This is a genomic window from Flavobacterium chuncheonense (genome assembly GCF_042686145.1).
In the GTDB taxonomy this organism is placed as follows: domain Bacteria; phylum Bacteroidota; class Bacteroidia; order Flavobacteriales; family Flavobacteriaceae; genus Flavobacterium; species Flavobacterium chuncheonense.
This window is the reverse complement of sequence record NZ_JBHUPC010000012.1, coordinates 617752-631181: the sequence shown is the minus strand read 5'-3', so window position 1 is coordinate 631181 and position 13430 is coordinate 617752. Positions and strand designations below refer to the sequence as shown.

At 34.8% G+C, this 13430-nt stretch carries 11 protein-coding genes; 7 read left to right on the top strand and 4 right to left on the bottom strand.

Features of this window, described 5'->3' with window-relative positions:
* Positions 1–8: 8 nt before the first annotated feature.
* From lptE to miaB, 3 genes are read right to left on the bottom strand one after another with little or no spacing between them, the layout of a single operon-like run.
* Complete coding sequence (gene lptE, locus ACFS5J_RS06895; protein WP_379811345.1) at positions 9–512, bottom strand: LPS assembly lipoprotein LptE; 504 nt, start codon at positions 510–512, stop codon at positions 9–11.
* Positions 513–1787 carry a sigma-54 interaction domain-containing protein gene (locus ACFS5J_RS06890; protein WP_379811344.1) on the bottom strand — a complete coding sequence of 425 codons (1275 nt, stop codon included), beginning with the start codon at positions 1785–1787 and terminating at the stop codon, positions 513–515. It lies immediately after the preceding gene.
* A gap of 6 nt (positions 1788–1793) precedes the next feature.
* On the bottom strand, positions 1794–3242 hold the full coding sequence (gene miaB / locus ACFS5J_RS06885; RefSeq protein ID WP_379811343.1) for a tRNA (N6-isopentenyl adenosine(37)-C2)-methylthiotransferase MiaB: 1449 nt from the start codon (positions 3240–3242) through the stop codon (positions 1794–1796).
* 222 nt (positions 3243–3464) lie between these two features.
* Between miaB and topA the strand changes: the two genes are divergently transcribed.
* The 7 genes from topA (at position 3465) to ACFS5J_RS06850 (ending at position 13015) form a co-directional block, all read left to right on the top strand.
* A complete protein-coding gene (topA, locus tag ACFS5J_RS06880) occupies positions 3465–5966 on the top strand; it encodes a type I DNA topoisomerase (protein WP_379811342.1) in 2502 nt (833 codons plus the stop codon).
* A gap of 9 nt (positions 5967–5975) precedes the next feature.
* Entirely contained in the window at positions 5976–7124 is a 1149-nt protein-coding gene (locus ACFS5J_RS06875; protein ID WP_379811341.1) for a formimidoylglutamase, read from the top strand.
* 144 nt (positions 7125–7268) lie between these two features.
* Positions 7269–8663 (top strand): T9SS ring complex lipoprotein PorK/GldK, encoded by a 1395-nt coding sequence (gene porK, locus ACFS5J_RS06870; RefSeq protein WP_379811340.1) that lies wholly within the window; start codon positions 7269–7271, stop codon positions 8661–8663.
* 55 nt (positions 8664–8718) lie between these two features.
* On the top strand, positions 8719–9351 hold the full coding sequence (gene porL, locus ACFS5J_RS06865; RefSeq protein ID WP_379811338.1) for a type IX secretion system motor protein PorL/GldL: 633 nt from the start codon (positions 8719–8721) through the stop codon (positions 9349–9351).
* 56 nt (positions 9352–9407) lie between these two features.
* Complete coding sequence (gene porM, locus ACFS5J_RS06860; protein ID WP_379811336.1) at positions 9408–10961, top strand: type IX secretion system motor protein PorM/GldM; 1554 nt, start codon at positions 9408–9410, stop codon at positions 10959–10961.
* Between the two features lie 45 nt (positions 10962–11006).
* Positions 11007–11894 carry a type IX secretion system ring subunit PorN/GldN gene (porN, locus tag ACFS5J_RS06855; protein ID WP_379811335.1) on the top strand — a complete coding sequence of 296 codons (888 nt, stop codon included), beginning with the start codon at positions 11007–11009 and terminating at the stop codon, positions 11892–11894.
* 65 nt (positions 11895–11959) lie between these two features.
* Positions 11960–13015, top strand: a complete 1056-nt coding sequence (locus tag ACFS5J_RS06850; RefSeq protein WP_379811334.1) for an NAD(P)/FAD-dependent oxidoreductase — start codon at positions 11960–11962, stop codon at positions 13013–13015.
* Here the strand turns inward: ACFS5J_RS06850 and ACFS5J_RS06845 are convergent.
* Complete coding sequence (locus tag ACFS5J_RS06845; RefSeq protein WP_379811333.1) at positions 13010–13408, bottom strand: DUF983 domain-containing protein; 399 nt, start codon at positions 13406–13408, stop codon at positions 13010–13012. The genes ACFS5J_RS06850 and ACFS5J_RS06845 overlap by 6 nt on opposite strands.
* Positions 13409–13430: the final 22 nt, after the last annotated feature.

Genomic DNA, 13430 nt, shown 5'->3' with positions numbered 1-13430 from the left:
GCGATTGCTTACCACTTTGCAAGTGATTCGTTAAATATGTCTTGTGTTATACGGGTAAAAATCTCATCTAGCGCTGTTGTAAGTCTTGTTCCAGTCATTTGCTCGTTTGCAGGATAATCGTGGAAGAACGAAAAACGCTTTTCAAAATCATCTTCTTCTTTGTTTTTGTTCGTAAAACGAACCATAACCGTAATGGTAAGTCTGTTTTGTGCCGCCCGTTGGTCCGCTGTAGCAGTCATCGGTGTAATGCGGTATTCTATAACTTCCCCTTCGTATAATAAATCACCACCTTGAGAAACTAAGTTTAAGCTGGTTTGATTTTGTATAATTTCTTGTAATTGTATTGTAAAAGTACGCTCAATTCCTGGCTCTACTAATTCTGCATTATTTTGAAAATAATTGACTTGAAAGGTTTCAGCATCAATTTTTCCCGTTCCTGTAAAGTTGTAATATTTGCAGCTACTTAAACTTAAAAGTAAAGTTAAGACTACTAATTTTAAAATTGATTTCATTTATAAATCATATTGTTTTATTTTGCGATACAATGTTCGTTCTGATATTCCCAGTTCGTCTGCTGCCGCTTTACGTTTTCCTTTGTTGCGTTCCAATGCCTTTTTGATCAATTCAATTTCCTTAGCTTCTAAGCTTAAAGTTTCTTCCTCTTCAATTGTTTCAGCAAAAAGATAATTTTCATCATCCAAATCATCTTCAAAATCCTCTTGTTCAATTGGTTCAATTTGATTGGAAACCGGAATTATTTCCGCTTTTGGTTCTTTATCAAAGATAACATTCTCCTCGTTTTGACCATAAATTCGCTGAATTAAATTTTTATTGGTCTCTTGAACTTTTGCTGAAGAACCACTTTGCATCAGCTCCATGGTCAATTTCTTCAAGTCATTTAAGTCGGCTTTCATGTCAAAAAGCACTTTGTATAAAATCTCTCTTTCATTACTAAAATCACCTTCCGCTTTTTTAGTACTAATTACAGATGGAAGATTTGAACCTTCAGAAGGGAGATAGTGCTGTAAAGTAGCAACAGAAATATCTCTGTTGGTTTCCAAAACCGAAATTTGCTCTGCTATATTTCGTAATTGACGAATATTACCACTCCAACGGTAACGAATTAAATGTTCTACTGCTTGCGCATCCAACTTAATAGGAGGCATTTTATATTTGTGTGCAAAATCGGCTGCAAATTTTCTAAAGAGTAAATGGATATCTTCTTTACGTTCGCGCAAAGGTGGTAAAGCAATTTCAACAGTACTCAAACGGTAGTACAAATCTTCACGAAACTTACCTTTTTCGATAGCCTCAAACATATTTACGTTTGTTGCAGCTACGATGCGCACATTAGTTTTTTGTACTTGTGAAGAACCTACTTTAATGAATTCTCCATTTTCCAAAACACGTAACAAACGTACTTGAGTAGTAAGTGGAAGTTCACCTACTTCGTCTAGAAAAATAGTACCGCCATCTGCAACTTCAAAATACCCTTCACGGGTAGAAGTTGCTCCCGTAAAAGCACCTTTTTCGTGACCGAAAAGTTCGCTGTCGATAGTTCCTTCTGGAATTGCACCACAGTTTACAGCAATATATTTGCCGTGCTTTCGGTGTGAAAGGGAATGTATGATTTTTGGAATACTCTCCTTACCAACACCGCTTTCGCCAGTTACCAATACCGAAATATCAGTAGGTGCTACTTGAATGGCTTTTTCTATAGCACGGTTTAGTTTTGGGTCGTTCCCAATGATTTCAAATCGTTGTTTTACGGCTTGTACTGTCTCCATTTAATGTTAGTTCATTATTTCCGAATACCCAACTGCTTCACCTATCAAGGTAGCAGCGGTACAATCTGTAATTTTTACATTCACAAAATCGCCTGGTTTATAGTTTTCTTTAGGGAAAACAACAACAGTATTTTGAGAATTTCTTCCAGACCAATGTTTATCCGAACGTTTTGAATCTTTTTCGATAAGAACTTCAACTACTTGTCCTACAAAACGCTGTGTTCTTTCTAAACCGTGTTTTTGTTGTAAGTCGATGATTTCGTTCAAACGTCTTTTTTTAACTTCTTCCGGAACGTCATCTTCCATTTTACGAGCAGCTAAAGTGCCTGGACGTTCTGAATAAGCAAACATGAAACCAAAGTCGTATTTTACATATTCCATCAATGATAAAGTATCTTGGTGGTCTTCCTCTGTTTCAGTTGGGAAACCAGAAATCATATCTTGTGATAGAGAAATGTCTGGGATAATACGATATATATTGTCAATTAACGCCATATATTCTTCACGCGTATGTTGACGATTCATTTCTTTTAAAATACGAGTACTTCCCGATTGTACTGGTAAGTGAATATAGTTACAGATGTTATGGTGCTTTGCCATAGTTTCAATAACTTCAAGATGCATGTCTTGTGGGTTTGACGTAGAGAAACGGAAACGCATTTTTGGAAATTGCGTAGCACACATATCTAGTAATTGTGCAAAGTCAACTGAAGTCGCTTTTTGCATATCCGTAGCTTTGTCAAAATCCTTTTTCAAGCCACCTCCGTACCATAAATAACTGTCTACATTTTGTCCAAGTAGTGTTACTTCTTTAAAACCTCTGTTTACTAAGTCTTGAATTTCTTCTAATATACTTTGTGGTTCACGGCTACGTTCTCTACCACGAGTAAAAGGTACTACACAGAAAGTACACATGTTGTCGCAACCACGGGTAATGGACACAAATGCGGTTATACCATTACTGCTCAAACGTACTGGTTGAATATCACCGTAAGTTTCTTCTTTGGAAAGAATAACATTGATAGCATCACGACCTTCTTCTACTTCTTTTAATAAGTTTGGAATGTCTTTATAGGCATCGGGACCTACTACCATATCAACAATTTTTTCTTCTTCAAGAAATTTGTCTTTCAAACGTTCTGCCATACAGCCTAAAACACCCACCTTCATAGAAGGGTTTATTTTTTTTACTGCATTATATTTTTCCAAACGTTTGCGAATAGTTTGCTCTGCTTTATCGCGAATCGAACAAGTGTTGACCAAAACTAAATCGGCTTCTTCTAAGTTTTGAGTGGTGTTATAGCCTTCATTGGTTAGAATAGAAGCTACAATTTCACTATCCGAAAAATTCATTTGACAACCGTAGCTCTCGATGAATAATTTTTTTGAATTTCCTTCTTTTTGGTCTAAAACAAGGCTTGTTCCTTGTTTTTGCTCTTCAATAATCTTTTCCATAATACGTATTCGTGTATTTCTTTCCGAATGGTTCGAATTGCAAAGATAGTACTAAATTCTAAAATGTGACAAGATGGCAGAATTACTTTAACATTTTAAAATAGCTTATATAATAGGTATAAGTAAAAGTTTAAACGATTTGCCGAATTATTGTTCAAAAAGCCCTGCTAAAATGTAATATTTAAAAAAAACTCATACTTTTGCGACAAACAAAATCGGAAAATGGCAAAGAATTTAGTAATCGTAGAGTCACCTGCAAAGGCAAAAACTATCGAGAAATTTCTAGGGAAGGATTATCAAGTGGAATCGAGTTTCGGGCATATTGCAGATTTACCTTCAAAAGAAATTGGGGTAGATGTAGAGAATGACTTTAAACCAAAGTATCAAGTATCAGCAGATAAAAAAGCATTGGTTAAGAAACTAAAAGATTTGTCGAAAAAAGCCGATATGGTTTGGTTGGCTTCCGATGAGGATCGCGAAGGAGAGGCGATAGCTTGGCATTTAGCAGAAGAGTTAAAACTTGATGCATCTAAAACTAAGCGGATTGTTTTTCATGAGATTACTAAGACAGCGATTCAAAAAGCAATCGAGAATCCAAGAGGGATTGATTATAACTTGGTAAACGCACAACAAGCACGAAGAGTATTAGATCGATTAGTAGGTTATGAATTATCTCCGGTACTTTGGAAAAAAGTAAAAGGAGGTTTGTCGGCAGGAAGAGTGCAATCTGTTTCCGTGCGATTGATAGTAGAGCGTGAGCGTGATATTCAAAACTTTAAAGCTGAAGCTTCGTATAGTGTAGTTGCAGAATTTACAAATGAAAAAGGAAAGGCTTTTAAAGCAAAATTACCTAAGAATTTTTCAACACAAAAAGAAGCAGAAGATTTTTTAAATAAGAATGTAGGGAGCTCTTATAAAGTTGCTGATTTGGAAACAAAGCCTACAAAGAAATCTCCAGCGGCACCATTTACGACTTCTACATTACAACAAGAAGCGGCTCGTAAGTTGTATTTGCCTGTAGGTATTACCATGCAAATTGCACAACGCTTGTATGAAGCCGGTTTGATTACTTATATGAGAACCGATAGTGTTAACTTGTCAAATGAAGCAATGAGTGCTGCTCAAGCGGAAATTGAAAGTTACTATGGAAAAGAGTTTAGTAAACCACGAAATTATAATACTAAAGCCAAAGGAGCTCAAGAAGCACACGAGGCTATTCGTCCGACAGATATGTCGCGTCATACAATTAACATAGATAGAGATCAAGCGCGTCTATACGATTTAATTTGGAAACGTACCATTGCTTCACAGATGAGTGATGCGCAATTGGAGCGCACAAATGTAAAGATAGATGCGAATAATCATAACGAGCAATTTGTTGCAACGGGTGAGGTAATTAAGTTTGAAGGTTTCTTGAAAGTGTATTTGGAGGGACATGATGACGATGAAGAAGAACAAGAAGGAATGTTGCCTGCAATGCAAGTGAATGAAAAGTTGATTAATAATTATATTACAGCTACTGAACGTTTTTCAAGACCTCCTAGTCGTTATACCGAAGCTTCTTTAGTTAAGAAGTTGGAAGAGTTGGGTATTGGACGTCCGTCTACTTATGCACCAACAATTTCTACAATTATCAATCGTAATTATGTTGAGAAGGGGACTTTTGAAGGTCAGGAGCGTAATTACACACAATTGATTTTAGAATCGGGTGTTGTTAAGTCAAAAGCCTTGATCGAGAATACGGGTTCGGATAAAGGGAAATTAGTTCCAACAGATATCGGAATCATAGTAAATGATTTCTTGGTTAAAAATTTTGATACAATTTTAGATTATAACTTTACGGCTAAAGTTGAGCAAGATTTTGATGAGATTGCAGGCGGTAATGAGGATTGGACAAAAATGATGAAAGATTTTTACAGTCATTTCCATCCGAAAGTGAAAGATGTTGAAGAAAATGCTGATAGAGAAAGTGGCGAGCGTGTTTTAGGAATGCATCCACAACTGAATAAACCTGTTTCGGTGCGTTTGGGGAAATTTGGTCCTATGGCTCAAATTGGTGATGCGGAAGATGAAGAGAAGCAATTTGCAAGTTTATTGCCAGACCAAAATATTGGAACTATTACATTAGAGGAGGCTTTAACGTTGTTTTTACTTCCAAAGGCGTTAGGTCAATATGAAGGAGAGGAAGTGGAAGTGAATAATGGGCGTTTTGGTCCCTATGTTCGTTTTGGTAAGACATTTATTTCATTGCCAAAAGGCGAGGAGCCATTAGATGTTTCTTTGAATAGAGCTATTGAGTTAATAAAAGAAAAGCAGCAAGCTGATGCGCCTATTGCAACTTATGAAAGTTTGCCAGTGCAAAAAGGGGTGGGGCGTTTTGGGCCATTTATTAAATGGAATGGAATGTTTATTAATGTAAATAAAAAATACAATTTTGATAATTTATCAAATGCAGATGTGCAAGAGTTGATTGAAGATAAATTACAAAAAGAAAAAGATAAACTAGTTCATAACTGGGAAGAAGAAGGAATTCGTGTTGAAAAAGCCCGTTGGGGTAGATCGGTTATTTTAAAAGGTAAAGTGAAAATTGAATTGGGTAAAGATATTGACCCAACGAAATTGACTTTAGAGGCAGTTAAAGAGATGATAGAAGCGAAAGCTCCAGCCAAAAAAACAGCTGCTAAAAAGACTACTGCGAAGAAAACGACAACAAAAAAGAAATAACATTATAGAATGGTTTTTGATTTTTTACAACCCGTAAGTGATGAGTTTGTTGAGTTTGTTGGTAATTTGTCGCCGCAGTCGTTAGGTCGAAAGACTGTTTTTCATACCAAAAAGGAATTTCCTAATCTGGATAATGTAACTGTTGCTATCATAACAGTAAATGAGTACAGAGGAGGGGGAGTAGATAATTACGATGAAGGATACTTTAATTTTCGCAAGAAATTTTACAGTCTGTTTCCTGGTAATTGGAAAGTTTCAATTGTAGATTTAGGAACAATTCAACAAGGAGCGGAAATACAGGATACTTATTTTTTAGTAAGTTCTATTTGTGAAGACTTGATGCGAAAAAAAATCATCCCAGTTGTAATTGGAGGTAGTCAAGATTTGACTTATCCTATGTATAGGGCTTATGATAACCTTGATCAAATGGTGAATTTAGTAGCAGTTGATAATCAGTTTGATTTTGCTAAGGAGAATTCAAATTTGAATAAATCATATTTGTCACGTATAGTAGTTGAAGAACCAAATAATTTGTTTAATTATAGTAATTTGGGTTTTCAGACGTATTATAATGCACAAGAAGAGATAGATTTACTAGAGAAGTTGTATTTTGAAGCGTACCGTTTAGGTGCAATTTCAAATGATTTGAAGTTAGCAGAACCTGTTTTTAGAGATGCTGATTTAATAAGTATCGATTTAAGTAGTGTAGAATCTGCTTTTTCGGGGAATTTTACTACATTTGAGCCAAACGGATTTAATGGTAAGGAAATTTGTGCATTAGCGCGATACGGAGGTATTAGCGATCGAGTTTCTTCTTTTGGAATTTTTGATTTTGAAAATACAATGAATGAACAAGGTTTAATTGCACAAATTGTGTGGTACTTTGTAGAAGGTGTTGCTTTTCGTTCATACGAGTATCCATTTGGAACAAAAGATAGTTATTTGAAGTATATAGTGCCAATTGATGATGAAGAATTGGTTTTTTATAAGAGTGATATTACTGGAAGATGGTGGATCGAAATACCTTTTCTTGATAATGTTAACAATAAATTAAAAAGAAATACGTTATTACCTTGTTCGTATGATGATTATTTAGGAGCTTGCGAACAAGAAATACCGGAGCGTTGGTGGAAAGCCCAAAGGCGTAATCTGCTCTAGATAAAGGCTAGAAAGATCTTGATGAAGTTATATTTTGTAATATTTAAGATTTTTTTAAGCATTTTTTGAAAAAAAATTGTTTTTCTCAAAATTATTGAATAGGTTTACGCCCTTAAAAGTAAAATACATTTAACCCAAATTTATATGAAGAAGTTAGTTGCATTTACAGCAATCTTGTCCCTGTTTATCAGTTGTGGTAAAGGAGATAGAGGAGAATTAGTAGGTGTTAAAGGGAGGAAATGGAATCCTGAAAAGCCTTACGGAATGACTCTAGTTCCAGGTGGAGCGTTTATTATGGGTAAATCAGATGATGATTTAGCTAATATTCAAGATGCGCCAACAAAAACTGTTACTGTTCGTTCGTTTTATATGGATGAAACAGAAATTACTAATAGTGAATACCGTCAGTTCGTGGAATGGGTAAAAGATTCTATTATTAGAACGAGATTGGCTATTCTAGCAGATGAGGTTGGTCAAACTTCAACTGATGGTGGTGGAAAAAATGCTGGAAGTATAGGAGATTATGCTTTCGCAGATGCTAATGTTGAAGAGATGTCTCCATATGACAAATATATGTATGAGAATTACTACAGCGTTGGTACAGATGATGATATGTATGCGGGTAGAAAATTAAAAAGTGGTAAAGATAAACCTAAGTTGATTTTAGATCCTCAAAAGTATCCAGATGAGTACTATGTTGAGGTAATGGATTCAATGTATCTTCCAGAGTCTGAATCGTACAATGGGTTAAAAACTGTTGATGTTTCTAAGCTTATGTTTAAATTCAAGGAAGTGGATTGGAATAAAGCGGTTAAGAAAAAAGGAAGAAAAGGTTTGTATGAGGAGAATCCTCCAATTGAAATCTATCCTGATACTACGGCTTGGATTAAAGATTTTGCTTATTCATATAATGAGCCAATGCACAATGACTATTTCTGGCATCAAGCTTTCGCAGACTATCCTGTGGTAGGTGTGAACTGGAATCAAGCTAAGGCATTTTGTGCATGGAGAACGATGTATAAAAACGGTTTTATTAAAAAACAAAAAGGTAGAGATCAAATCAACTCTTTCCGTTTGCCAACAGAGGCTGAGTGGGAATATGCAGCTCGTGGCGGAATTGAATCTGGAAAATTCCCTTGGGGTGGTCCTTATGCTAAAAATGACAGAGGTTGTTTTATGGCTAATTTTAAACCAAACCGTGGAGATTATGCAGCTGATGGTGCGTTGTATACTGTAGAGGCTAAATCGTATGAACCAAATGATTTTAACTTATACAATATGGCGGGTAACGTTGCGGAGTGGACACAGTCGGCTTATGATCCAACGGCTTATGAGTTTGTTTCTACAATGAATCCAAACGTTCCAGATAGTAAAAATCAACGTAAAGTTGTAAGAGGAGGTTCTTGGAAAGACGTGGGTTATTTTTTACAAGTTTCAACTCGTGACTTCGAGTATGCTGATTCGGCAAGAAGTTATATCGGTTTCAGAACAGTTCAGGATTACATGGGTACTGCAGCTACTGGAGCTAGACCAAAATAGTATTTTAACCAATTTTATAATTTATATTAACTTAACTAACTAAAATTTATTTATTATGGCAATTTTAAGTAAAAAAATGATGAATTTCCTTTACGGAATGGGAGCGGCAGTAGTAATCGTTGGAGCATTATTCAAATTGATGCACTGGCCAGGTGCAGGACCAATGCTTATCGTTGGATTATTAACTGAGGCTTTCATCTTTGCTTTGTCGGCATTTGAAGCTCCTGAGAAAGATCTAGATTGGTCTTTAGTTTACCCTGAATTAGCTGGTGGTGAGCCAACTTCAAGAAAGAAAAAAGAAAACCCAACTGATGCTCAAGGTTTATTGTCTCAAAAATTAGACAACATTTTAAAAGAAGCTAAAATTGACGGTGCTTTAATGGAAAGCTTAGGAACAAGTATCAAAAATTTTGAAGGTGCTGCTAAAGGAATTGCTCCTACTGTAGATGCTATCGCTTCTCAAAAGAAATATGCTGAAGAAATGACTACAGCTGCTAGTTCAATGGAAGCTTTAAATAGCTTATACAAAGTACAATTAGAAAGTGCTACAAGAAACGCAGAGGCTAACAAAGAAATCGCTGATAACGCTGCTAAATTAAAAGAGCAAATGCAATCGATGACTTCTAACATTGCATCGTTAAATGCAGTTTACGGAGGAATGCTTTCTGCTATGAACAACAGAGGATAATTAGTTTTATCATTTAATTTAAACAAACTATTAATTAAAAAAAAACTAATTAGGAAATGGCAGGAGGAAAATTAACCCCTAGACAGAAGATGATTAACCTGATGTATCTGGTTTTCATCGCGATGTTAGCATTAAATATGTCGAAAGAAGTATTAACGGCTTTCGGATTAATGAACGAAAAATTTGAAACAGCAAATACAAATCAAAAGGATTATAATAATAAATTATTAGGGGCTTTAGAAACTAAGGCTAGTGATGATCCAACTCGTTTTGCTGAAGCTAAAAAGAAAGCAGATCAAATTGCAAAAGCTTCAAACGATTTCTATAACTACTTAGGTGGAATTAAGAATGAAATTGAAGGAGGATTTGAAAAGTCAGAAGATGGTAAATTGCCATATGAGGCTATGGATAAATCTACAATTGATGAGGCATGGTTCGCAGGAGATGGATATTCTCCAAAAGGAAAAGAAATTATCGCTGAGTTTGATAAGTATAAAAATGCTATAAAAGCTGTAATTGGTAATTTACCAGCTTATCAACCAATCGTTAAAGAATTAGAAGCTAAGTTTACTACTTCTGATATCAAAGACGGAGAAGGTGTTAATAAAAAGTACTTAGATTATCATTTTAAAGGTTTCCCTGCTATTGCTACTGTGGCTAAGTTAGGAGCTATCCAAAATGATGTTAAGACTATTGAAGCTGGAGTTTACAATGTGTTTATGGGTAACACTTTAAAAGAAGCTGCTTCTTTTAAAAACTACCAAGCTATTGTAATTCCTGAAAAATCAGCTTTCTTTGCTGGTGAGCAATTTAAAGGTAAAGTTGTATTAGGTCGTTATGACAAATCTACAGTACCAACTAAAGTTGTTGTTAACGGACAAGAAGTTGATTTAGCTAAATCATTAGTTGATGGTCAAGTTAATTTAGGATTCAATACAGGAAATGTTGGTGAGCATGACATTAATGGTAAATTCACTTTCATGGAAGAAGGTAAGCCAGTTGATATTGACATCAAAGGAAACTATGTTGTAGTACCTAAACCAAATTCAGCTACTATTTCTGCTGATAAAATGAATGTTGTGTATCGTGGTGTAACTAACCCAATGACAATTTCATTTGCTGGTATTTCTGCTGATAAAGTTAGTGCTGCTGCACCAGGTTTAGTGAAAGCTGGTAAGCCAGGTCAATACAACATGAACCCAGGTTCAGGACGTGAAGTAACTATTAATGTTACGGGTACTTTACCTGATGGTCAAAAAGTTGCTGACAAGAAAACTTTCCGTATCAAAGATATTCCTGCTCCACAAGGTAAAATCCGTAGAGATGTTGCTGCTAAAGGATCGAAAGCAAATGCTGAAATTTCTACAATTACAGCTGAGTTAGAAGACTTTGATTTCGAATTAGGAATCGATGTTACGCAATTCAACATTAAAGTTCCAGGTCAACCAACAGTTGTAGTTAATGGATCAAAAATGGATGATAGAGCAAAAGGAGTTATTAGAAAAGCTTCTAGAGGAGATATTATTGTAATCTCTGAAATTAAAACAAAATTAAGAGGAAGTTCTTTATTGTTAAAGAAAACAACTCCTTGTACTTTTGAAATACAATAATTTTCAAATAATTGAGTTTATTTATAAACTATTAGAATAAAAAATATGAATTGGAGAAATCTTATATTAGTAGTAGCATTAGGTTTAAGTTCAACTTTTACATTTGCACAGTCTAATCTTTTAAATGCAAAAACTCCTGATCAAATTGGTCAGAAAACACAAGCTGAATTAGTAGCAGAAAATGATAACCCACTACCTTACGGTTATGTTATGGATAGAGATATCCTTATGGGTAAACGTACATGGGAAATCATCGACTTAGATGAGCGTGTTAACTTTCCGTTATACTTTCCTGTTGAAGGTGATTTAGGTCCGGATAGAAGGCCACTTTACGATGTTTTAGTTTCTGCTATTAGAGATAGTACGCTAACTGAGGTTTATGACTCTAGTTATTTTACTCAAAAGAAATCTTTAAAGGATATTGAGGCTTCATTAGTGTTTGTTGATACTACTGATACGGCTAGAGAGTATATTAATGCTGGTGAAGCAGTGCCAGAAGAATTTATCAACAAAGTAGAAATTCAAGCTTATCATGTTGATTCGTATAAAGTTGTAGGATATTGGTATTTTGACAAGCGTCAAGGTGAGTTGAAATACAGAATGTTAGGAGTTTGTCCTATGGTTCCAGATGTTTATACAATGAACAATGACGAGAAAGATTACGTTGAGTTATTTTGGGTGTATTTCCCAGCTGCTCGTGGAGTACTTCACAAAGCAAAAGCATTCAACGATAGAAATTCGGCAATGCCATTTACATTCGATCATTTGTTGAATTCACGTCGTTTTAACGCTGTGATTTACCAAGAAGAGAACGTTTATGGAGATCGTATGATCAAAGATTATATGCAAGAAAACGCTCAGATGCAGTTATTAGAATCTGATCGTGTTAAAGAAAAGATTCGCGATTTCGAACAAGACATGTGGAATTATTAATATAATTTTTCTCCAATTCATTAAAAACTCTCATCTAGCGATGAGAGTTTTTTTATTTTTGCACTATGATAGATTATTTAATTGTAGGTTGTGGTATAGCAGGTGTTGCTTTTGCGGAGCAAGCGCTACGTGCTAGTAAAAAGGTTTTGGTTTTTGATAATAATTCGCAACCTTCTTCTAAGATTGCGGGAGGACTCTACAATCCTGTGGTTTTAAAACGCTTTAGTGAAGTATGGAAAGCTAGTGAACAAGTTGATTTGGCAACCATTTTTTACGGAGTGTTAGAATCGAAATTGCAAACCCAGTTTGATTACAAAATGCCAATTTACAGAAGGCTTGCTTCTATCGAAGAGCAAAATAATTGGTTTGCAGCGGCAGATAAACCCAATTTATCACGTTTTTTATCAACACACTTAGTGCCTAATACATTTGACTATATTTCAGCTCCCTACCACTATGGAGAAGTTTTAGAGACCGGTTATTTGGATGTAAAGACTTTAGTTACTGCTTATGCTGCATATTTGAATTCTATAGGTAGCTTTTCTGCAGATGCATTCGATTATAAAGCAATTCAATTTGAAGAAGATCATGTTTTATACAATGATGTTAAAGTCAAACATATCGTTTTTGCAGAGGGCTTTGGTTTACATGCTAATCCATACTTTAATGATTTGCCTTTAGACGGAACTAAAGGAGAATTGTTGCATGTTAGAATCCCGAATTTGAACCTTGATAGAGTGGTTAAATCAAATATTTTTGTTTTGCCAATTGGGAATGATATTTACAAAGTTGGAGCAACGTATGATTGGCAAGACAAATCGAACACGCCTACTGAAGAAGCAAAAAAGGAATTGATTGATAATTTAAAAGATTTAATCAGTTGCGATTTTGAAGTTTTAGAACACTTTGCTGGTGTAAGACCTACTGTTAAAGATAGAAGACCTTTAGTAGGAAAACATCCAATTCATGATACATTATTTGTTTTGAATGGATTAGGGACCAGAGGCGTTATGCTAGCGCCTTATTTAGCTTTACAACTATATAATTGTATTGAAAACAACATTCCATTGGAAAATGATATTAATGTGGAACGCATCTATAAAAAAAGAGCTAAATCATAGCTCTTTTTTTTTGTTTTGTTTCCAGTTTTCATCGTAATGAATGAAAATATTAATCCATATATTTCTTGATAATCGCATAATTATAGGCATAAAAACGACTAATGTTACAATAATAGCGATAAAGGCCGTTTTAAGACTAGTGTTTAAAAATACATATGTAATTATAAATGCAGCTACAGCAAATGCAATTCCTAAGGCATAACTCACATACATAGCGCCATAAAAAAATGAAGGTTCTATCTTGTAATGTGTTTTACAGTGACTACAAGAGTCGTACATTTTATAAATATTGTTTAATTTATAGGGATTCTGATCCAAATACATACTCTCTTCCTGACATTTTGGACAAGTTCCTGTTAAAATACTATTTAGTTTCGATCCTTTTTTTAACATTTGCAAAAAATTTAATCAAATA